This window comes from Candidatus Babeliales bacterium (assembly GCA_040879965.1).
GTDB lineage: Bacteria > Babelota > Babeliae > Babelales > JACPOV01 > JBBDJI01.
In genome coordinates this window covers 99,629-121,233 of the sequence record JBBDJI010000007.1, presented here as the reverse complement: position 1 = coordinate 121,233, position 21,605 = coordinate 99,629, and the positions used below count along the sequence as shown (strand labels likewise).

At 31.4% G+C, this 21,605-nt stretch carries 21 protein-coding genes, 1 tRNA gene and 1 other RNA gene; 10 read left to right on the top strand and 13 right to left on the bottom strand.

The features are described from left to right. Nucleotides 1-26 precede the first annotated feature (26 nt). Nucleotides 27-1,928: a transglycosylase domain-containing protein gene (locus WDZ41_01135; GenBank protein ID MEX0939944.1), complete on the bottom strand. Its 1,902-nt coding sequence runs from the start codon at nt 1,926-1,928 to the stop codon at nt 27-29. Nucleotides 1,929-1,992: 64 nt separating this feature from the next. Further along, the gene (locus WDZ41_01130) at nt 1,993-2,313 is read right to left on the bottom strand and encodes a hypothetical protein (protein MEX0939943.1); all 321 of its coding nucleotides are present in this window, start codon (nt 2,311-2,313) and stop codon (nt 1,993-1,995) included. A gap of 554 nt (nt 2,314-2,867) precedes the next feature. On the opposite strand from WDZ41_01130, the gene rnpB reads away from it, so the two are divergent. Continuing rightward, nucleotides 2,868-3,226, top strand: an RNA gene (rnpB, locus tag WDZ41_01125) — RNase P RNA component class A. 16 nt (nt 3,227-3,242) lie between these two features. Beyond that, nucleotides 3,243-3,950, top strand: a complete 708-nt coding sequence (locus WDZ41_01120) for a PASTA domain-containing protein (protein MEX0939942.1) — start codon at nt 3,243-3,245, stop codon at nt 3,948-3,950. Between the two features lie 58 nt (nt 3,951-4,008). Here the strand turns inward: WDZ41_01120 and WDZ41_01115 are convergent, their stop codons facing one another. After that, entirely contained in the window at nt 4,009-5,775 is a 1,767-nt protein-coding gene (locus tag WDZ41_01115; protein MEX0939941.1) for a hypothetical protein, read from the bottom strand. A gap of 219 nt (nt 5,776-5,994) precedes the next feature. On the opposite strand from WDZ41_01115, the gene WDZ41_01110 reads away from it, so the two are divergent. Next, the gene (locus WDZ41_01110) at nt 5,995-7,536 is read left to right on the top strand and encodes a hypothetical protein (GenBank protein MEX0939940.1); all 1,542 of its coding nucleotides are present in this window, start codon (nt 5,995-5,997) and stop codon (nt 7,534-7,536) included. Here the strand turns inward: WDZ41_01110 and WDZ41_01105 are convergent. The 3 genes from WDZ41_01105 to WDZ41_01095 are packed head-to-tail and all read right to left on the bottom strand — an operon-like array spanning nt 7,533 to nt 9,896. Then, nucleotides 7,533-8,534: an NAD(P)H-dependent glycerol-3-phosphate dehydrogenase gene (locus WDZ41_01105; protein MEX0939939.1), complete on the bottom strand. Its 1,002-nt coding sequence runs from the start codon at nt 8,532-8,534 to the stop codon at nt 7,533-7,535. The two genes, WDZ41_01110 and WDZ41_01105, sit on opposite strands and share 4 nt — an antisense overlap. Then, complete coding sequence (uppS, locus tag WDZ41_01100; GenBank protein MEX0939938.1) at nt 8,531-9,217, bottom strand: polyprenyl diphosphate synthase; 687 nt, start codon at nt 9,215-9,217, stop codon at nt 8,531-8,533. The genes WDZ41_01105 and uppS overlap by 4 nt, the downstream gene beginning before the upstream one ends. 28 nt (nt 9,218-9,245) lie before the next feature. Continuing rightward, entirely contained in the window at nt 9,246-9,896 is a 651-nt protein-coding gene (locus WDZ41_01095) for a hypothetical protein (protein MEX0939937.1), read from the bottom strand. A 272-nt stretch (nt 9,897-10,168) separates the two neighbouring features. Here WDZ41_01095 and WDZ41_01090 point away from each other — a divergent pair, with 272 nt between their 5' ends. Beyond that, nucleotides 10,169-10,801, top strand: a complete 633-nt coding sequence (locus tag WDZ41_01090; protein MEX0939936.1) for an HAD-IA family hydrolase — start codon at nt 10,169-10,171, stop codon at nt 10,799-10,801. Here the strand turns inward: WDZ41_01090 and WDZ41_01085 are convergent. From WDZ41_01085 to WDZ41_01075, 3 genes are read right to left on the bottom strand one after another with little or no spacing between them, the layout of a single operon-like run. Next, entirely contained in the window at nt 10,793-11,221 is a 429-nt protein-coding gene (locus WDZ41_01085) for an EamA family transporter (GenBank protein MEX0939935.1), read from the bottom strand. The two genes, WDZ41_01090 and WDZ41_01085, sit on opposite strands and share 9 nt — an antisense overlap. Beyond that, nucleotides 11,214-11,858 carry a TIGR00730 family Rossman fold protein gene (locus WDZ41_01080; protein ID MEX0939934.1) on the bottom strand — a complete coding sequence of 215 codons (645 nt, stop codon included), beginning with the start codon at nt 11,856-11,858 and terminating at the stop codon, nt 11,214-11,216. The genes WDZ41_01085 and WDZ41_01080 overlap by 8 nt, the downstream gene beginning before the upstream one ends. After that, on the bottom strand, nt 11,855-12,556 hold the full coding sequence (locus tag WDZ41_01075; protein MEX0939933.1) for a TIGR00730 family Rossman fold protein: 702 nt from the start codon (nt 12,554-12,556) through the stop codon (nt 11,855-11,857). The genes WDZ41_01080 and WDZ41_01075 overlap by 4 nt, the downstream gene beginning before the upstream one ends. 188 nt (nt 12,557-12,744) lie before the next feature. Here WDZ41_01075 and WDZ41_01070 point away from each other — a divergent pair, with 188 nt between their 5' ends. The 4 genes from WDZ41_01070 (at nt 12,745) to WDZ41_01055 (ending at nt 16,334) form a co-directional block, all read left to right on the top strand. Beyond that, complete coding sequence (locus tag WDZ41_01070) at nt 12,745-13,146, top strand: hypothetical protein (protein MEX0939932.1); 402 nt, start codon at nt 12,745-12,747, stop codon at nt 13,144-13,146. A gap of 126 nt (nt 13,147-13,272) precedes the next feature. Continuing rightward, entirely contained in the window at nt 13,273-14,115 is an 843-nt protein-coding gene (locus WDZ41_01065) for a hypothetical protein (protein MEX0939931.1), read from the top strand. 12 nt (nt 14,116-14,127) lie between these two features. Then, on the top strand, nt 14,128-14,820 hold the full coding sequence (locus WDZ41_01060; protein MEX0939930.1) for a VTT domain-containing protein: 693 nt from the start codon (nt 14,128-14,130) through the stop codon (nt 14,818-14,820). Between the two features lie 131 nt (nt 14,821-14,951). Further along, nucleotides 14,952-16,334, top strand: a complete 1,383-nt coding sequence (locus WDZ41_01055; protein MEX0939929.1) for a hypothetical protein — start codon at nt 14,952-14,954, stop codon at nt 16,332-16,334. Here the strand turns inward: WDZ41_01055 and rsmA are convergent. The 4 genes from rsmA to WDZ41_01035 form a co-directional block, all read right to left on the bottom strand. Further along, nucleotides 16,315-17,103 (bottom strand): 16S rRNA (adenine(1518)-N(6)/adenine(1519)-N(6))-dimethyltransferase RsmA, encoded by a 789-nt coding sequence (gene rsmA, locus WDZ41_01050; protein MEX0939928.1) that lies wholly within the window; start codon nt 17,101-17,103, stop codon nt 16,315-16,317. The two genes, WDZ41_01055 and rsmA, sit on opposite strands and share 20 nt — an antisense overlap. A 7-nt stretch (nt 17,104-17,110) precedes the next feature. Then, a complete protein-coding gene (locus tag WDZ41_01045) occupies nt 17,111-18,151 on the bottom strand; it encodes a rod shape-determining protein (protein ID MEX0939927.1) in 1,041 nt (346 codons plus the stop codon). 17 nt (nt 18,152-18,168) lie between these two features. Further along, entirely contained in the window at nt 18,169-19,410 is a 1,242-nt protein-coding gene (locus WDZ41_01040; GenBank protein MEX0939926.1) for a hypothetical protein, read from the bottom strand. A gap of 39 nt (nt 19,411-19,449) precedes the next feature. Next, a tRNA-Ser gene (locus WDZ41_01035) sits at nt 19,450-19,541 on the bottom strand. A gap of 206 nt (nt 19,542-19,747) precedes the next feature. Between WDZ41_01035 and WDZ41_01030 the strand changes: the two genes are divergently transcribed. Together WDZ41_01030 and WDZ41_01025 are read left to right on the top strand one after the other, a co-directional pair. After that, entirely contained in the window at nt 19,748-20,581 is an 834-nt protein-coding gene (locus WDZ41_01030) for a hypothetical protein (protein MEX0939925.1), read from the top strand. A gap of 123 nt (nt 20,582-20,704) precedes the next feature. Further along, complete coding sequence (locus WDZ41_01025) at nt 20,705-21,358, top strand: hypothetical protein (GenBank protein MEX0939924.1); 654 nt, start codon at nt 20,705-20,707, stop codon at nt 21,356-21,358. The last annotated feature ends 247 nt before the right edge of the window (nt 21,359-21,605 follow it).

The window sequence follows — 21,605 nt, the reverse complement described above, 5'->3', positions numbered from 1 at the left end:
CAGATATAAGGGATCAAGTAAATAATTTACCGGTAAGCTTTTGGAATAAGTATCGAGAAAATAGAAGCATTAATTTTTGTACGATATTGTTTTCCCGTTTTGCTATCAATATAAATTTCTTTAAGGCTAGGATCATAAGAAAATTTTTGTTTTTCATGATTAATACATTTATTAAGTTCTAACCAAATTGGAAAAGCGGTACTTGCAGCAAATACATGTTTGCCCATAGATTGATTATCGTCACAACCTAAATAAAGCGCCGTTGTATAAGTCGTAGTAGCACCACAAAACCAACAAGTGCGACAATCATTTGTAGTCCCCGTTTTACCAAACGAATCACAAGTAATCCAATTATCTGGTTGCCGCATACGCTTACGTGCCATACCTAACCCTAAGACTTTTATTACTTGTCCAGTTACTGCAGAGGTAAGAACCTGATGTTGTGGTATTTTTTGTTTCCAAAGTTTAGTCCCCCATTGATTTTTTACCCACTTTATAAAATGAGGCTCTATATATACGCCATTGTTAGCAAAAACGTTAAACATACCGGCTGCTTCTTTTAATGTGCCGTCAATACATCCTAGCGCTAATGATGGATATGGCGGCAAAGAACCACTCAAATGTAATTTTTTAGCAAGTTCAATTACATTTGATATGCCCACTTTTAAAAGTGTTTTTATAGTAATGATATTGTTTGAATAACATAAGGCCCGTGCTAATGTCATTTGTCCTTCATACTGACATGAGGAGTTTTGGGGCTTCCATATATAACCGCCTTGTTCAATACAAAATGGTTCATCAATTTCTGTATCGGCAAATGACATACCATTATTAATTGCAGCAGCAAATACAATAGGTTTAAAAATAGAACCAAATTGTCGTTTAGCCTGCAAAGCTCGATTAAACTTTGATAATTTAAAATTAGCACCTCCTACTAATGCTTTTATTTCACCAGTTTTACTATGCATGCAAATTAGTGCTCCATCAATATCATGCATTAACCGATCTTTAACTAGCTTTATTTGGTTATTAAACTGATTTTGTGCGCAAATCTGAATATTTTTATTAATAGTAGTTTGTACAATTAATCCTTTAGAATATAGTGTATCTTTTCCAATTAACTGTTCTAAAAATATACGAATTGTTTCTTTAAGATGTGGCGCTACAATGATTTGTTTTTCGTCAATAAGATGTAAATCTTTTTGTTTTGCAGTTTCATATTCTTCTTGTTTTATAAATCCCAATTGATACATCGCGTGTAAAATAATATCACGACGTTTTTGAGTAGATAAAGGAAACAACAAAGGACAATACTGACCAGGCGATTTTACTACTGCTGCTAATACGGCTGCTTCATCTAAAGAAATTTCTGATGCATGTTTTTTCCAAAAACGCTGACAAGCCGCTTCAACTCCATAAATACCGCATCCAAAATATACATGATTTAAATATGTTTGAAAAATATGTTCTTTGCTAAATTGTTTTTCAACAATTAATGCAATAAATTGTTCTTTAATTTTTCTTGCAAGTGTTTTGCGTGCATCACAAAATAATAACTTTACTAATTGTTGTGTGATGGTACTTGCACCTTGCACAATACGGCCATAATAACAGTTAATAAAAAATGACCGGATAATTCCTTTCCAAGAAATGCCCGCATGAGACCAGAAATCATGATCTTCTGCGGCAATAAAAGCCTGTTTTAAATGTTCCGGTATCTCTTCAAAAAGAATTGGTTCTCGACGGTCAAGTTGAAATCGTGCCCATTCATTACCCTGATCATCCAAAATAATAGTAGGTCTACCAGGATTATAATTTTGCAAAGGAGAAAAATCGATATATTGACTGTGAAAAATAAAAAAAAATGCTCCAAGAGCAGTAGAAATACTTATAACGATAAGTATAAAAAGAAAATAAAAAATTCTCATCTTTATTATTATAAAAAAAGGCCGCTCATGCGGCCCTTTTCATATCTTTTTTCATACAGAAATATTAAGCCCTATCAGGATTAATTACTTCTGGATTTGGTATAGATTTTGTTCTTGTTTCTTCATCATCCATGCCAATCATTTTTCTAATTTTTGGGCATTTTGAAGAAGCATAAAGACCAAATACAACTGCAAGCGCTGCTCCTACATATAGCTTGTTATCACTAACAAAACTTCTTACTGATGTAGGGGATAATTTTTTAACTATAGATTTAAAAACATTTTCTGTTTTTGGCTCATCCATAGGCATCGTATCATTAGCAACCATAGATGCATTACTGCTCATTAAGATTGCCGCCATGATAGTTAAAAAAATTTTCTTCATATAAGATAAACTCCTAAAAAAGGTTAAAACGTAACAACGTTATACAAATTACTTGAATAAGATTCATTGTCAATATAAAATTACAAAAAATTATTTAATCCTAGAAACAATTTCAAATGAGATGTTATATTATCTTACTTTTTATCTTCTGACAATATTGCTTTTTATCTTAGATTTGGGTTCGGTTTATTTTTTTAATCAAAATATAATCAATGCATTATTTTGTTTCTTTATTATTAGCGTTTTAAATAAATCATTTTCGCTCAATATCTTTATTATTATTTTTTTACTTATATTTGATGTTTTAATATATGACACGATATTATTTTCATTTTTATTTCTCATAATAATAATCATATGCATACAAATATCACAAAAAATATTAAACATTGACGAAAATAGCTTAAGCTATTTTGCCCTAATTTTGTTCCTCGCAATAAAGCCCGGGCTTTTAATGATTTTCGGCATTCCCATACAATATTCATATCCCTATGCAATGAAAATAATTTGTGTTAATATAATAGTACTAACAGTAATATTGAAATATAAATTCAAAGGCAAGCTAGACAGTCGCTAGAAGCAAAAGAAGCTTCTAGAGGAAAGTCCGGACTCCAAACGAAAAAGATACCTTAGGAGAAAATATTCAACTAAGGGGGGCGTAAGCCCATGGAAAGTGCCACAGAAAATAACCGCCATCTTTTTTTAGGATGGTAAGGGTGAAAATGTGCGGTAAGAGCGCACAATGCAATGCAGTAATGTATTGTAGGGGCAAACCCTATCTGGAGCAAGACCAAATAAGCATGTGCGGTTTTTCGTTCCGATTTAAACATGCGGGTAGGTCGCCAAGATGAATGATTGTCAATCATGGTCTTTAGATTATGATACAGAATCCGGCTTATTGCTTGCCTGAGAATATTAATTGAATAACTATGCAAATATTCATAAAATTTCATGAATATCTTTGGATTCTTCCCTTTACCAGTTTTATTATAGGTTATGCGTTGATTTCGGTCTTTTTCCATACGCCTATCATTAAAACACCGGCACTCATTGGAAAAAATATTGCAGCAGCAGTATTGCTACTTTCTTGTGAAAATTTAAACCTTCGCATTCTTGGCCAAAAAGAGGACAATGATTTGCCTGAAGGAACCATAATTACCCAATCTCCAGCAGCACACCAGGCAATAAAATCAAACCAAACCATATTTTGTGTGGTATCGAAACAATCAGAAAAACTTATTACTCCGAACCTTATTGGTATGCAAAAAGAAGAAATTTTATCTCTGCTCAAACAAAAACGTATCCCTTATAAGGAATATATCTTGCAAAGTAATTATCCAAAAGACACCTGTATTGCTCAGATACCAAATCCAGGCACTCCATTGCAAAAATCCATAATATTGTATTTTTCAGGAGATGATTCTAAGCCTGTACTTCTTCCTTCTTTTAAAGAATTACCTATAGACGAAGTGATTAAATTCCTTGATGGTTATAATCTCAAACCAAAAATCTTTCATACTCTTATGGTTGATTCTTCGCATCAGTGCCAAAATTGCACCGTAATAAATCAAAAACCACTTCCAGGCTCTCTAGTGGATATTTCAAAGCCACTCAATATTCAGCTGCAAGTTAGATAAAAAAAGCTTTGATATTTCATCGCAAATTTTATTGTAATTTTTTATCATTTCAAAAGGCTTATTGTTGCTTACATTTACTACAGATCGGAATAATCAAATCAGATAATGCTTTTCTAGTTTGTTCATTCCACAATTTGTAAAGGTTAAGCAAATTACGATTTTTATGCTCGCAGATATAAATACCATTATTATTGACAGCATATGCGAGTAATAACGCTTGTTGCTTCGTATAGTTTTTATATAATTGGATTAAAGTTTCTATATCACATAAAAAGAACCCGCCGTCAGGCTGCCATCCAGCAACTTTTGTATATTTCTTATTAAAGAACAAACGGTAAAATGATAAATTTTTCAATGAATTCTTATCAAAATTCTTATGATAAATACTTTTTAATAGATGTATTTTTTCTTTCCATTCCTCTATAGTCTCATGCAAATTAAACCCAAATAAACCTTCTATATTAAAATTCGAACTAAAATCTACATTTAAAAATAGAGTATCAATTAATTTATACGAATGATTTTCCCATATATTTATTTTATCTTTTAAACGAGCAATAATATAATTTTCATCCGCACTATAACTAACGGAAAAAACAACATTATCACAGCATAATTTCTTTAAAATTTGCCTTGAAGTTAGATCCAAAATATTTACCGAATTATCTATGGCAGCAATTAAATGTTTCCCACTTGGACTAAATTGAAAAGAATTTATAGTTTTATTATCATTGTTTAATGTAACACTATTGTTTTCAGCTATATACCATATCTCAATATCTTGATCTCCCCTTAAAGCAAAAATAGTGCCTTGAGGATTAAAGCACATTCGTATTTTTGAAGTTGAAAAATTTATTTTTGAAAAAAAAGAATAAACTAATTGGCCAGATTCAACGTTAATTAATTGACATTTAATAACTTCGTTATAACTTTCCCACGCTACTAAAATCCATTTGCTATCTGGGCTAAAACAAACCGATCTAATATAATAAGTTTTTAGACTTAGACTATGTATTAACTCTCCTGTTTTGGCATTACATAACCATAGTGCATCTTGAGCTTGCATCGCAATAACATTACCGTTTTGGCTATAATGCATATTATTTAATGTTTGTGGAAAATCCGAAACTTTTTTATCTAAAATTATCTTTAATTCATTATCAGAAAAATCTAAAACCTTTACTCTCGCTCCAGGCCCTCCTAAAGCAATTTGATTCCTATCTGGATGAAAGCACATTGCATTAACGCCATCATATACTCTAGATTTTAAAAATGAGAGTAATTTAGCTTCTAAACTCTTAATAATTTTTTTTGCAATTTCTTTTTCCTGATTATGATTTAATGCAAATGGATTAAATGCTGAAGGCTGCTCACATATAGCAAAAGAATCTTGATAATTGAGCAATAATTCAATAATTCTTTCATAAATTTTATCTTGCACTATCTCATCAACTTGCAAATAATCTGCAATTTGCACAATTTTTTTTAAGTTTTCATTATTCCGAGAAAACTGATTATATTGGCAATTACCCATGCCTTTATATAACAAATCAAATGCTTGTTTATTTAACTTATTATTTGGAAATGCAGATAAATCTAACTGATTATTTTCCTCAAACTTTTCTTTGAGCATAGCTTTGATCACACCAAATCTTTCTAAAAAAGAACGCGGATAATTTTCTGTTGTTTTATCGGGAAAAATAATAGATATATTTGCTTCCTCGATTTTTATCAAACTATTGTCTCTATTGCCTAGGTAAGGATCAAGCTCCATAGCATAAATTGAATTTATCAAGCTTAAAACTATAATAATTGGTAATATCATTGATGTTCTCCTTAAAATTATGTTTCTTTGTCAAAATTCGTGATATCAAGCTATCAAAATAGCTCTAAAAAAACAAAAAATTTGAATATTGCCCACTCAAATATACCCTATAGAAAACAAATACTTTTCTATTTGAAACTTTTTCTTGCAAAAGATTGATTCTGTGCTAAAATAACACTATATATTACTTTCAATCTAGCTAAAAAATGGTGGTTTTTTATGAAATTTAATAAAATTTATCGTTCAATCTTACTTTCGCTCTTAGGAGCTTTCTTCATTTCCAGCTCAGCACAGGCTTTCAGCTGGGGCCAATTAGGTATTTCTTCAATTTTTAACAAAGAAACAGTGAGTCAAAAAATTGAAGGATCAGCAAAATATTGGCCTATTTTGGTGGGCGCCGCTATTGCGGTACCAGTTACTTATTTTGCATATAAATATTTTACTGCACCCAAAAATAAGCCCGAAAACTCAGAAATAAAAGTTATAGTTGTACCAAAAAAGGAAAATATTCCAGTGCCAGAAATTATTGTATCACCGGAAGATTCAAATAATATTGAAAATTCAAGCCAACGAGAAGAATCCAATACTAAAATAGAAACTGAAGAAGAAACACAAGAAAACATTGGAAATCCTCTAGAACCAATAGAAGACCCAAAAAGCTCAGAAAATCAATCTCATGTTCCAAGTGAAATTCCTTGGGCCAAACAAGAAAATGAAGATGAAAAGCCTTCAGATGAACTTACTATGTCTGAAGAAAACGGTTTTGTTAAATTATCAAAATTAGAATCTGAGAAAATTAACAATGGATTGAATCATTATAGCAATATTAAAAACAGCAACTATAACAATGGCTTTGACAATCTATTGAAAGATAAGGATCATTTAACCCAAATTACGGAATTATTGCATTATTTTTATGCATTAGCAGAAAATAAAAATCAAGAATTTAATGAAGGAACATTTGTTATTCAAGATTCCAATTTTGGAATTTTTGAATTTCTAAAATCTTATGTAGATAAAAAATATCAAGGTATCAATGCTGAAAGCCCTGCTATTTGCTTTCAAAATTTAACCGCTTATCCGCGGCCTTCAAGCCATTTTAATCAATATTATGAACAAAGTAATAAAGTTGAACCAAAACCAACTTTTATATCAAGTATTTTTTCTTATTGGGGCTTAGATAATGCTGCGAATTCAGTAAAAAGCCTTCAGAAAAAAGAAGCTTATATACATTATGGTATTGATATTGATAAGCAAGATATCTTTTTACCAGTTTCTAATAAACGCCATATTTTATTTGGTAAAGTTGATGAAGAAAAGCAATTAATTTTTATCAAAATGGAAAATCACGGAATAGGAAATGTACAAGATGCAGGACTTCATTGTCGTGAATTTGGACATTCCATTCTTCGCAAGCTTTATCCTCAATGGTTTGGATCTGATGATGAACAAAATATGCGCAAAGAACGAGTACCTCAAGCGATATTTAATAAGTTCAAATCTATTCTTAATAATTGTGAGGACTATGCTTCTGCTGATATAAAAGAAATCAGAAAAAAAGCTAAAGGACTAGGAATTCAACTTATGTATCGAGAAGCCAAAACTATAAAACAAAACTACATCGATTATAAAAAAGAAGTTCCGCAATCAGTAAATGATTTTATTGAAGACATCAAAAATAAACAATATGATCATTTAGATCTAAGAATTGGTCAAGAAGTAATATTAACCGATGAGCTTGGTCAACAATTTAAAGTTTAAAATACACAATCTTGCTCAGGTGGCCGCTGCATAAGCAAAGTTAAAAGTCCGTCAATTGATTGCTTGCCATTAATAATTTGATACACGCCATTACAAATCGGCAAATCAAGATTATGGTTTTCAATTAATTGATGGACTGAATTTACGGTATTGATTCCTTCAGGGATATAACCAGTTTCATCCAAAATTTTTTCTAATTTTTGACCTTTACCTAATCTTCTACCAACTTCTCGGTTTTTGCTTAATTTACCCATCGCGGTTAACACTAAATCGCCCACACCACAAAGTCCATAAAGCGTCTCCGGTCTGCCGTTATATAACTTTGCTAACGTAATCATTTCCGTAAGCCCGCGTGTTAAAATGAATGCTTTTACATTATCAGTATGTCCTGCGCCATCAAGCATGCCAACTGCTAAAGTGATCACATTTTTTATTGCTGCACCAACTTGCGCGCCCATAATATCCAATGATAAATAAGAACGAAAATAATCGTTATTAAGCAGTTCTTGCAATGAGTAGCCTAACATACAATCATTGACACCCAACGTAACCGCTGTAATTTCTTTATGTGCTAAATCCTGTGCATAGCTGGGGCCTAATAATACCGCCTTTGGCACTGAAATCTTGAATACATCATCGATAATTTGGCTTGGCAGCAACAATGTATCTTGTTCTATTCCTTTGCTTAAAATAACCCAATTTTTTTCGTTTACCGCATATTGCTTAATCTCTTCAATTACTTTGCGTAAAAACTTAACTGGAATAGCTTCAAAAATCCATGAGACGTTTTTTGTTGCCTTTGCAATATCAGTAATAGGTTTAATTTTTGCATCCAAATAAACATTTGGTAAATAACGATTATTATAGCGAGAGATTTTAATATCTTCGGCAATATTTTTATCATAACACCACAACTGAACTTCAATATTATTTGAAGCCAGTAATGTTGCTATCGCAGTACCCCAAGCACCTTCACCGAGCACACAAACCGTCTTCATGAACCAAAATTCCTTTTGCAGTCATTAAAATAGCCAAGCGCCTTTTGTAAATGTACTTGAGATATATCTGGCCATAAACAATCTAAAAAATAAAATTCAGAATACGCTGATTGATACAATAAAAAATTACTTAATCGCACGGCACCGCCAGTTCGAATAATAAGATCCGGCTCCGGTACTCCACGAGTCCATAAATAATCAAAAAAAGATGCTTCAGAGATTTCATCTTCTGCAAGCAAGCCTGCTTTCACTTTACGTACAACCATTTTGATTGCATCAATAATTTCTTGACGAGCACCATAACAAAATAAAAAGTTCACATTCAATTGCGTATTTTGTTCAGTTTTGTGTTCTAATTGCTCAATTATAGATTTAGTTGATTCAGGAAATAATGCACGATTACCAATAAATCGTACTCGTATACCATTTTGAATAAATTCACCTAAATGATTTTGAGCTTCTTGTGTAATTAAGTTAAAAAGATAAGTGCATTCTTGCTTAGATCTATTAAAATTTTCAATTGAAAAAGTAAATAAAGATAAATAATGAATATTGTTATTTAAACAAAATTTGATTACTTCACGAATAGATTCAGCACCTTTTCGATGTCCTAGCCATGGTCTTAAACTATTTTTTTTTGCCCATCGACGATTGCCATCCATAATACAGGCTAGATGCTGCATATGCTTCCTTTTTTATCGATCAATTTTTTTATGCATAAAGATATAAATGTACTCGATTTGCTAACCTTTGGGTGCTAGATCGAGCCGCACTCAATAAGTAATACATAATAGTCATGCCACTTGCGATCAACAGCCGTTCAATAAATACAATTGGCATCAGTGTATAAAAAAGCTCAACATTCATTGAACCAAAATAAAGCCACAATACTGTTCCAACAGCATGCGCAGTAAAAGTACTACCTAAAGATTGGGTAAAAATTGTTTGTGTTGGCAAGCAGTAAATTACCAAAGGAATAAACCAATAAAGTGAATAAAACCACGCGGCATTACCAATTGGATGAATCACAAATAAAGCCATACATACTAAAGGAAGAAAAAGTCTTATTAATTTTGATTTATCTTTCCAATATGCCATGGCACACAGAGTTGGCACATAATAAAGCAATGGGTTAAGAAAGTTGCCGCTTAAAATGTATAATTTAAAAAGATATTTCACGGCTAATATTAATATGGCAAATGGTAGCCCTAAAAAGATCCCTGCCAAAGGCCCAACCAAATTAAACCCTGATAAAAAGGAAAAACTAGATCCCCAAATCATGTTTATTTTGATACCACTGACAATAAATAATACACTAGTAAATAGCAGTATAAAAACAGAAGAAGCAAAACGTTTGCTCATATAATTCTCCGATCATTAAAAACAGGTGTTTTTTATTATTAGTATAGCGAATTTGGCAAAAAGCAAAAGGACCTTTTAATCAAACGACAATCGAAAACCAATACATTCTGAAAGTAGTTGTTTAATTAAAGCTGTATTTTTCTTATTATTATGATAAGCAAAAAGAATGAATTATATCCTTCTTTGTCTAAATTTACATTAAAACCCTTTACCTTTCTTAAAGGAATTAAGTAGCATGAAAAAAGATAATGCTGGGGTTAGGGGGATTATTTATGAATACCAATCCAAATAAGGCTATCTTTGTTTTTGACTTACATGATGTTCTCGTAAAAAAAAATTATCCAAAAATTCTCCGTTATCTTGTTAGGCATTGTTATCGGATCGATTTACTCTGCTTTTTTTTATCACCTTCTTTTATAAAGCATATTATTCAATTACTCACTACAAGTCGCGTTCCAGAACATTATATTGTAAGCACTGCCAAAAAATATCCTAAATTTTCTCCGTTCGTTGATGTTATTATTAATATGATGAATGAACAGGTTCCTATTGATGATACATTAGGATTGGTAGCAGAATTAAAAAATCAAGGTCACCCACTGTATTTATTTTCAAATATTGGTCAGCGTACATTTGCACAATTCAAACAACGCTTTCCGCATATTGTAAATCTTTTTGATGATGTTGCAGTAGCACAAGAAAATGATAATTGGATTCAAAAGCCTTACCATGAAGCATTCGAAAAGTTTATTAAAAAATTTAATCTCTCAGCTCATCAATGCATTTTTATTGACAACAATAAAAGAAATATTAATACGGCGCGAGAATGTGGTTTTAACACTATTCTTTATCAATCTCCTGAAAAACTTGCTCAAACGCTTAAATTTAAAAAAATATTAATTTAAAAAAATAAAAATTATTCCTATCATTATAATTAATAAATCAATAAGTGTTTTCCAGTAAAAACGCTCCCCAAACCCAATTGATAACAATACTAAAAAAATCATTGTAAGACGATCAATGATACTTATCCGAGAAATCGGTGCAATTTTTAATGCAAAAAAATAAGCGAGCCAAGAACAAGCACCGCATAATCCAGATAAAAACAAATAACATAAAGACTGAGAATCAATATGCCAAAGAAGATAAATTTTTTTGTTAAAAATAGTTATCAAAAGAAGATAAAGAAAAGTAAGAAAAGTATAAATCATTACTGCTAAAGTGCTATCAAGATGAGCCACCCCAAGTTTATTAAAAATGCCTACTAATGCGGCAAAAAATGCTGATGTAACTCCTAAGAAAATCCATATATGCTCATCACCCATGTGCTCCTTTAGTTTTTTTGGCTAAAATATTTAAAACATCATCAATATTATCTGTCACATGAAGTATATCAGCATATTTTTTATTAACATATCCTTTATTAACAGCCATTTGAAACCAATTTAAAAACAATTGCCAATATTCTTTGTTGATTAAAATAATTGGCATTATTTTAATTTTATTTGTTTTCATTAAATTCATTACTTCTAAAAGCTCATCTAATGTACCAATCCCTCCTGGAAATATTATGAATGCTACTGAATAATAAATAAGCAATTGTTTGCGATGTGCAAAATCATGCAAAAAAATGGTTTTCTGATTGCATACCGATTCAAATTCAATATCAACACCAGCAACCCCAATTCCCAATGAATACTTTTCTCCTTGTTCTCGTGCACCGCATAATCCCGCTTCCATAATACCAGGGCCACCTCCCGTAATTACCCCAAAACCGGCGGCAATTAATTTTTTTCCTAGCTCAAAAGCCTGATTGTAATATATTGAATCCTGTTTCATTCGCTTTCCACCAAAGATTGTCACAATTGGTTTATTTATTCGATGTAAAGTCCATAAGCCATATACATAGGTAGGGAAATTGCCAAGATAAAAAAAAGCATCTTTTATTACTTGCCAATTCATTTTTGCTCCCATTTATTGTTTAATTCAGCAATACATTTCTTGCATAGTTCGCAGCGTTCTTGCAACAAACAAAATGCTTCATACACATCATCAGTAATGCGTATCAAGTTAATATCTTCTAACGATACTAAGCCATATTTTAAGGCAGATTCATGAAGCCAATTCATAAATGGATCCCAATAATCTCTTCCAAATAGTATTACGGGAACACCTGGTAATAATTTTTGCGTTTGTAATAAAGTTATAACTTCCGCAAATTCATCAAGCGTACCAAAACCTCCAGGAAAAACTGCAAAAGCCACTGAGTAATTAATCATCAACCATTTTCGTGCAAAAAAATGATCAAGCGTTATAAAATTTTTTGCACAAACATTTAGAGGCTCCAAACCTTTCACAGTGATCCCTAAAGTTCGCATTTTCATTTTTTCTGTTTTCTTAAAAATTGCGCCACAATTCACTGCCTCCATAATACCAGTGCCGCCACCACTAATAACTGAAATATTTGCCTGCACTAATCGATGGCTCAACTCATGCGCCTTTTGTGCAAAAAAATCAGTTTGTTTTAACCGTGCACCACCAAATATAGTCACAATTGGTGCAGGCAAATGTGATATTTTCCAAACACCATAAGTTAATTGAATGCTTGATTTAAACAGATGCTTAAATAAAATTAAATAGCGCATTAAAATCTGATTCATGCTTCTCCTTTGAATCACTATATGATTTTAATCATGTAAAGCTCAAGAATTCTTTTTACTTTTGTAAGAGCAAAATATGCTAATCTGAAAAAAATTTTTGACTTGATTTTTTACCTTGATGAAATTTACAAACTCAAAAAAATTTTTTATACTAATGCCTATTAAAATCTTCTATTCAAAGGATTCTTATGTTAAGAAAACTAGCCTTTATTGCCTTAGTTACTATGAGCACTTCTACTTATTCACTTCAATGGCAGGATGCAAAAACAAAAATAATTGCAAAAGCTAACCATATTACCAAAGCATACAAAAAAGAAGAATGCCCGATAGTAATGGAAATTTGTTCAATTATTTTATCTTGCGACGAAGAATGCTGGAAAATAGTAGAACAAGTTGTTAAAGAAATAGAAACTTTACCAGTCTACAAGCTTGCACAAGCTAAACCTTATGATGATTGTTTTTGGTCTGAATTACTATATCAAGGAAATATGATCGCTGGGCAAAAAGCAAGCACATTTGAATTAGGGGCACGCCTAGGCATAATCATTGGTCTATATGTTGATACACTAAAAGAATCGCTCCGTAAATAATAATTTTTTTATAATTTTTTTAAGCCACTTTATATAAAGTGGCTTTTTTTATTTATCCCCATTTTTTGATATTGAAGCGTCAAAAAAATACCTTTATGATAGAAAAAAGCAAGAAAGGAAGTTTTAATGCAAGATTATCTGCTTAACTATTTAAAGTATTTTTTTTTCTTTAGCTTATTTATTACCCATTCAACTGCGTATCCTCAATTACCTCCATTAATAGGAGAAGCGCTTGGCGAGCGTTTGGGTGGTAGAATTACCACCCAAAAAGGAGCTTGGATTCTGCAAAATACGCTTGAATATATCAAAGCAGGTGAAGAAAAAGAACTTATCTGGGCAGCTGAATTTGCGTATGGGTTAACTAAAGATATTGGAGTAGAGCTATTTATACCAATTTTTCTAAAGAATGCTGCTGCTGAAGGAATATCTAGAGGTTTAGGAGATATAATTGCTACTGTAGAATGGAAACCTTTTGTAAATGGTCCACATAGTTTATTAGTTATGGGTGGCATGAAATTTCCAACTGGCGACCGCTTAGCTATTCCTTTACTTGGTACTGGTACATTTGATATCGTATTCAATATCTCTGCTGCACATTATTCTAATAATTGGTATGCCGCCTTAAATATCGATACACTATTAACTACTAAGCGCAAAGGATTTAAGCCCGGAAGTGTTTATGAATATGAACTTGTTTTTGGGCGTGCAATTAATTTCATGAATAAAGGTTCATCAAAATTATTTATAAACTTAGATCTTACAGGTATTTATGAAAAGCAAGATAAAATTAATGGTATCATTGATGAAAATACGGGCGGCAATGTTATTTTTTTTGGCCCTTTAATTTCTTGGACTCGCAAAAATTTATTATTCGAAGTTTTATTTCAGGGCCCTATTGCACAGAATTTATTTGGCAATCAATCAAAGTTTAATTATACCACTTTCTTTTCATTTACCTTAATTTTTTAAAAAAGGGAAAAATTGAAATTGATACATTCTTTTCGCTTTTTATTACTCATGTTAATCATTTTTGCTCTATCATTATATTATTATTTTGATGTAAATCAGTATCTTAATATTGATGTTTTTCAATATTATAAAACTCTTGTTATAGCATTTGCAAATCAACACTACCTCCTTTCTGTATTGTGTTACATTGGTACATATTTGTTATTAGCTGCTTTTTTGATTCCAGGCTCAGCATCAATTACTTTAATTGGTGGGTTTTTATTTAATACTCTTCCCGGATTTATTTACACTATTATTGGGGCAATAGCAGGATCTATTATTGCCTTTTTAAGTGTAAGATTTATTATAGGTTCAATATTGCAAAAACATTTTAAAGATAAATTAAAAAATTTTAATCAGAAAATTGAAAAATTTGGTATTTATTATTTATTAACCTTACGCGTAATTCCCATCATGCCTTTTTTTTTGGTTAATATTCTTGCTGGGCTTACCACAATATCAATATTTACTTTTAGCTGGACCACTGCTCTTGGCATCATGCCCGCTACTTTGATTTATTCTTTTTTAGGTGAACAGCTAAAACATGTTAACAAATTGCAGGATATTTTTTCTCCCTTAATTATTTTAGCACTTATATTATTAAGCTCTCTTTCTTTAATGCCATTATTTTTACGATTTATTATCCCTCGCTTTATAAAAGAGTAAAATATCTCATTTTTATTTTTAAATTATTAAAGATGATTGCAGAATGATAAAATTATTGTGTATACATAGTGATGGAGAACGCTATATTAAACTATGAAAGAGAGGCTCTATACATTAAAGCCATTGGATATATGAAAACAATTGCTGCAAAAAAATTATCCTTATTAATTTTGTTATTGATCACTCTTTCTTTAGTGCCACGACAACAAGAACTTCAAGAAAAAGAATCTTTGGCACCATCCCAATCAATTATTTTAGAAGATAAAAAAATAGTAGAAAATATTGCTCAATTAGAAGAATGGATAACTATATTTATACACGGTATTATTAGCGTTAAGCCATATTTAAATATTCCAAACGTAGTCAAATTTGTTAGAGATAAGATTGCGAATACTACTTATGCACATACCATAGAGCTAACACGACGAGATCAATTTTTTTATCAACATCATCCCATGCAAGATCTTGGTTTACATAAAATTAATGCTTCACTTATTCAAAAAGGCGCTGCCGCTTCAGCTTATGCACAATTATTTGATGATATGTATTTGCATGCCGGCCAACAAATGAAAAATCAATATTATACTTTTGGTTGGTCTGGTTTATTAAGCCCTCGCATGCGTTATCTTGAAGCAAAAATTTTTTATGATCAACTTCTCAAGGAATTACCTAATATAAAACAAAAAAGTGTAAAACCTAAAATACGCATTGTAAGCTATAGCCATGGTGGCAACGTAGCTTTGAAGCTTGCTGAAATATATAAATCTGAAGGATATAAAAAAGAAGAAAAAATAATTATTGATGAACTCATTCTAATTGGTGTACCAATTTTGCCAGAAACGGATTATTTAATAAATAGTTCAATATTCAAAAAAATTTACCATTGTTATTCTTATGGTGACCGCGTACAAAGAATGGATTGCTTTTCGGTAAATCGTATGTTTTCTAATCGCATCTTTAAAAAAAGATCCGATTTTCCTGTATCAGAAAAATTAGTGCAAATTAATATTCGGATGAAAAGACCAGCATTAACTAAAGACCGCAAACCACAAACTGCTGATGAACGTATGATTGCAATAAAAAAACGTAAGCATTTACGCACTGCTGATCCTGGCCATTCTGAATTATGGTCTTTTGGATGGACACCAGTCAATTTTCGTAAAAATTTTCCTCTTTATCCATTGCCTTTGGCAATTATAATTCCTTATATCGTATCTCAATTGCAGCAGCATTTACCAAATACTAAAAATATCTCTGTAGAAGTACACCCAAGTTATGAACAATTAATTGCTTATGACTTTTTGAGTAAAAAAGAATATTTTTTACCTTTCTTAACCGTAGAACAATTAACAATGGCAAAAGAAAAAGCTGAATTATATAGACCCGATAATTTTAACAAAAAAATATATAATGCTAAAATTAATGAAGCTAAACGGAATGGAAAAAAACGGTGGTTATCTAATCGCAACGTACAGCGCATGGGGCATCAACGGTTTAAATACCCGATTGCCTAATTTTTTCCCAAATATTTAAAAAATCTTCCATACTTAATTGTTGTGCACGTAATACTAACCTTTCGGGAGAAAGGCTACTTAAATCATAATGAGATTGTTGCAAATTATTTTTCAATGTGCGTCGTGGGTAATGAAAACAAGCCTTGATAAATTTCCAAAATTCGGTTTCTTGTTCAATGGGCTCTACAAATTTTTTAGGCTTAAAATATAAAAGACGCGAATCAACTTTCGGTGGTGGGAAAAAAGCATCTGGCGGTATTTTATCTAATAGCTTCCAATCAAAATAATATTGAAAAAATAAAGAAGGATAGCCATAACCTCTTCCTGAAGTTTTCAAAATTTTTTGAGCAACTTCTTCTTGCATCATTACTACACCTTCTGCAAATAAATCACTATGCTTTTTAATCAAATGTAATATGGGAAAAGTAATCTGATAGGGTAAATTTGAAAGCAAAACCCATGGCTTATGTGCTTCTAACCTTGTAAAATCTATATCAAGAATATTTTCTTGAAAAACCATTAAACGATCATCTTGAATGGTATCCTTTACATAATTTACCCAATCAGGATCAATTTCAAAAACCCAGAGACGTACAATTGGTGCCTGCAAAATAGTTCGGGTTAAAAATCCATCTCCACAACCAATTTCTAATACTGAAGATGAAGAATCTAATGAAACTGCTTCAATCATATGATCAGCAATTGATTGATCACGGAGAAAATGTTGCCCAAATTTTTTTTTAACCGGAATACCTTGAATGTTTTTCAACAAAGCCTCACATTAATGCTTCTTTAAAAAAATCTAATTCTTCTAGGACTTTACCTGCTCCTTTTACTACCGATAATAATGGATCTTCTGCTAATTTTACTGGCAATCCAGTTTCTTTAGAAATAAGAGTATCAAGTCCACGCAATAATGAACCACCACCAGCCATTGTAATACCTTGATCAACTAAATCAGAAGATAATTCTGGCGGTGTATTTTCTAAGGCTACACGCACTACTTCAACTATTGTTGCTATAGTTTCTAATAATGCTTCATGTACTTCCAAACTTGTTAATTGAACGGTTTTTGGTACACCGGTAACTAAATCTCGGCCTTTAACTTGCATAGTCGTAGAATCTGCTTCAGGCATTACAGTACCAATACAAATTTTAATTTGTTCTGCAGTACGCTCACCAATAAGCAAATTATATTTCCGTTTAATATATTGCACTATTGAACGATCCATTTCATCACCACCAACACGCACTGATCTACAAAAAACAACATCCTTTAATGTGATTACAGCAACTTCTGTAGTACCGCCACCAATATCAACAATCATGGTTCCTGAAGGATCTTGAACCTGCAATCCCGCTCCTATAGCAGCAGCCATTGGTTCCATTATTGTATAAACTTCACGCGCACCTGCTTGCTTTGCCGAATCTTCTACAGCACGTCGCTCTACTTGCGTAATACCAGAAGGAACACCAATGATCATACGTGGGCTAATTAAGGTTCGTCTATTATCATGAACACGGCGAATAAAATAACGCAACATACTTTCGGCTAATTCAAAATTAGCGATCACTCCATCACGCAATGGACGACAAGCAATAATACTTTCCGGTGTTTTTCCGAGCATATCCTTTGCCATTTTTCCTGCTGCTAAAACTTGATTCGTATTCGCTTTAACTGCTACCACCGAAGGCTCATCTAATACAATGCCGCGGTTACGTACATAAACAAGCGTATTAGCAGTACCTAAATCTATGGCAACATCATTAGAAAAGAACTGAAATAATCTCTTGGCCGGTAAAAATTTAAACCTCATGAACCTCTCCTAGCTAATCAAAAGCTAAATTTAATTCCTAATGCAACACGACTCGTTTTGCTCACTCTTTCAGTTAAGAAAAATTGAATTGGAATATCCCATGTTAATGAAAATACTGGTGCATAATACTTATCAACTCTCACTCTAGCAAAATCATAAAAAACTTTAAGAGTCAAGTATTCTGAAGTCCAATCGGTTACATTAATCCATGGTTGCAACATTGGTTCTGGTGAAGGCGTTCCTACACGTGCATCTTTAATTAAATCATCAAAATGAGTAACTATCGTATATTTTGCTTGAATGCCAAGTCCATCTCGAATATCTTCAAAACGTAGATAAGGGCAAAAAATAAAAGTAATACCAGGATCTATATGAGCTTCTCCAAGTAACGCACCAAATAATGGCTGCTCTCCTGCCAATGGAAGTCGTTCTATTTTTTTCCGTCCAAAACGTTTATTAAAACGGAATAAAAAACCGGCAATCCAATCTTCTTTAAATTCTATTTCTAGATCACTTGCTAAATATATCCCCCAATGACCATCACCACCAAAAGGAACAGAAGCGGGATTATTGGCATCTCGCCGCACACCAGTTGGAATCATAACACCTGTACGTACGCCTGCATCAATTCTTCTAAATTTATAAGTATAATTCCAAATATTGCCAAACCTTAAATATAAATCGATATCAGAAAAACCAGATTTACTCCATTTTGGCGCCTCCAATCCAATTGAGTTTTGCATGCAACGTCGTAACGCATCCAATTCTCGAACTTGTTCCGTAGTCAAACCCAGCGTATTTTCTGCTAACATAAAATTTATACGAGAAAAAACATGCATGGCAAACCAAGTGGCTCCAATTCCTACGTTTTCGGTAAGGCTTTGATAATATGCAAATGCAAGACCCTGCGCTTGCAATTTCCCTTTCATGCGATATGGAATTTCTCTACCAAGATATTGTTCAAACTGTGTACCAATAAAAGGATTTGGTCTGCCAAGATCAACAATGGCATTTGCCAATTTATTTAAATCATAGTTTCCTAATATTTCCGGAATACCAATACTATCATCATTATTCTTTGCAGCATCATTTGCAGTCATTACAAAAAGATCACCAATGAATACCGATGGTTTTTCTTTGGTACGCGAATAAATGTGCTCATATAACGGAAAAAAACGATTATCATATACCATAGGAAAAATGGTACTATTTAAACTAATTATACCGAAAAAAATAATGATGCGCTTAAAATTAAACATAAAAATCCTATTTTTTGCTTACTTATTTATTATGTCTATTGGTGGAGAGAGTGGGATTCGAACCCACGATCTCATTTTCATAAGATAATCGCTTTCGAGGCAACCGCATTCGTCCGCTCTGCCATCTCTCCAATTAATCATCTACTAAATGTTTAATACATAATACTGGATTCTGGTTTTTTTTAAAGGTATTTCCCACACATTACTTTACATGGGAAAATTTTTTTTTTATTATTGTAAGCCATCAACCAGATAATTCAATTAGAAAAAGCAATAGTTTTTTTGTGATAACAATTTAAAAGGAATTAATATTATGAATTCCATAAGGAAAAGAAATATGAAATTGACACTCAAATTTCTATATCTATTTTTATTATTTTTTTGGGTGAGCACCTATCCAATGGAAGAATCTAAGCAAAAAAATAAATTAACAGCAACCAAAAGAGGCTCTCTTTCGGTCGATAATTATTCTCAATTACAATTAACCAAAATACTAGAAAAACAAAAAAATGAAATAGAGTTTCTCTGCAACCAAATAGAAAGTCCCAAACCTACTCATAAACACGTGCTAAACTTTATGTACCAAATATCAGGTCTTATATCGGATCTTATTTTGAATATTGAAAAAAATGCAAAAGAAAATCATCCGACTAAAACTATCGATCAATCAGAAATTAATAATATCCTTCAAGAAAAATTATCCAATCTTGGATCACATTTACTACAAAAAACATCAAAGAAAATGAAAGCTCTACAAAAAACAACCAACTCTACTAAAAAAGAATTATATTATTGCCATACTTATTTTTATCTAAATTGTTTTGATATTATTCAAACTATATTTATTACCTATGGCTTTAAATTTAATAAACAAATAAAAAATAAGACAATAGAATCTAAGTGCAAATTCTGGCATTTACAAAGTGCAATTTGGCCTAGTTTATTAAAAAAACATAAAGAAGAAAAAGAATTGTATCGTGCAAAAAAATTAATACCTATACTTTTACTTGCTGAAGATTTTTACCTCCAACGAGATTTAGAAAAAAATTGGGCTGCACAACATCAATATTTTCAATCTTTAAAACAAGCGGAACTAGTCATACTTGATAAAAAAAATAAAAGTACATCAAAAATCACTCGCACAAGAAGTGGTGCAATCTCATTTGAGTAATTTCTTAAAAAAACTAAATTCGCCTTATCATTAATAATAACTTTACAATATCGCTATTAATGATATACTCCATCTGCAATAAGAAGAAAATTGAAAAATAACTTTAACCAAGAGGTTTCCATAATGAAATTTGCAAGCAAAAATAATTTATATGCTTTATTACTTGTTTCTTTATCAATTAACGCCAATCCCACTATTGAAAGCAAAGATACTAACGGTTCATTTATAAAAGATATCGATCAAATAAAACGGCGTTCTTTAACACCTAAATTATTTGAAAAATACCAAACTAGTATTCATAATGAAGCAAACGATGTAATAAGAGGTATAGAAAGTAGCTTTAAAAACATAGGTTTTCCAGAAGATTTTTATATAGAAGCATTTAAAAAAAGTCTTCCGGAAATAGCAAAAAAAATTATTTTATTATCTCCAACCAATAGCAAATATCCAAAGAAAAAATCACAAAAGAAAAAATTCAAAAATAAGCTTATTACAGAATGCTTTGCAGAATTAAACAAAAATATTTTAAAGAAAATATCCGAGCAACAAATAGATATATCAGAAGAAAATCAAGATTTTAACAAACTACTATATGTTTTTCAAAATATATTAGCCGATACATTTCGCTTTAAACCATTAGTAAACAATTATATTAGTAACATTCGAACAATCGCGCTAATTACAAAGAAAAGCAAAGAATTAGATATAAATGATTTTAAAGTACAAGAAAAAGAATTAGATATAAGTAAATTTAAAATAAAAAAAGTAAAAATATAAAATTTATAACGAGCATTCAATTTGATCCAGAAAAACAATCGGCTATGTATTATTCAATTAAAGAAAATATAGATGAATTTAAATTTTTTAATTTCTAAATTTAGGCATCTTAAATTGAATGTCGAATTGTTAACTAAAGATAAGTGATTTTTTTAACCTGAAAATTACACGACAATCAGACCCCCTTGACATAAGGGGGTTTCTAACTTATACTTTCAAATAGAATTAGACCATATTCTCATAGGAG